Source organism: Aliiroseovarius sp. ABM4_368 (genome assembly GCF_056161205.1).
On record NZ_JBSWYR010000016.1, the window covers coordinates 1 to 1150 of the forward strand.

Annotated in this window: 1 protein-coding gene; it reads left to right on the forward strand. The window is 54.8% G+C overall.

The features are described from left to right. On the forward strand, positions 1-1071 hold a 1071-nt coding region (locus ACXAH3_RS16425), incomplete at its 5' end, for an AMP-binding protein (RefSeq protein WP_474863345.1). Between the last annotated feature and the right edge of the window lie 79 nt (positions 1072-1150).

Sequence of the window (1150 nt, forward strand, 5' to 3'; positions counted from 1 at the left end):
GACAAGGCTGAAATTCCGGAATTCACCGCCAACCAACATGCGCTCTTGATGTATACGTCCGGCACGACAGGCCAGCCCAAAGGCGTTGTGCACTCCCATGCTAGCCTATTAGCTGGCGGGTGGACGACAGCCATTGCACATGATCTGTCCCCAGCGGATCGCGGGTTTTGCGTGCTTCCGATTTATCACATCAACGGGCTTTGCGTCACGATGATGGGGGCGCTGGTGTCGGGTGGGTCACTGGCTATGACCGGAAAATTCTCGGCCAGCAAGTTCTGGGATCAGGCAGAAATGGCAAAGGTGACATGGTTCTCGGTCGTGCCTACGATTATTAGCCACCTTCTACACAATGACACCAACCCCGTGCCTGAAGTCTGCGAACGCCTGCGTTTCGGCCGTTCTGCGTCATCCGCGCTCGCTGTCGAGACCCAATCTGCTTTTGAAGAACGTTTCAACGTACCCATTATAGAAACCATGGGCCTGACGGAAACGGCGGCCCAAATCTTGTCAAACCCACTTCCGCCCGGTGTACGCAAAATCGGGTCACCCGGTGTTGGCTACGGCAATGAAGTTTGCATCCTGACGCCCGATCTCAAAGCAGCACCGGCAAATCAGGAGGGCGAAATCGCGATACGTGGCCCCAATGTGATGGTGGAATATCTTCACAACCCCGAAGCAACTGAAAAGACATTTGCGGGTGAATGGCTGCGGACTGGCGATTTGGGGCATGTGGACGAGGATGGTTATGTCTTTGTGACGGGGCGGCTGAAAGAGTTGATCATCAAGGGGGGTGAAAACATCGCACCCCGCGAGATTGATGAAGTACTTTATTCGGAACCCGACATCATCGAGGCCGCGGCATTCGCGCGAAGATGCAAGAGCTATGGTGAAACGGTTGAAGCCGCTGTCGTGATCAAACCAGGGTCGCAGTTGTCAGAACAGGCGTTGATAGCGCTTTGTCAGGAACGCCTTGGGAAGTTCAAGTCGCCTGACGTCATCCATTTCTTGCCTGAGTTGCCCAAAGGACCATCGGGCAAAATCCAGAGGCTCAAGCTGGCAGACCTCGTTTAACGGGTGCGGAACTGGGGTTTCCCCGCCAGTAGGCAACTGAAAAATACGATCAACGCGTGGCGGGAACGCTCAATGTATG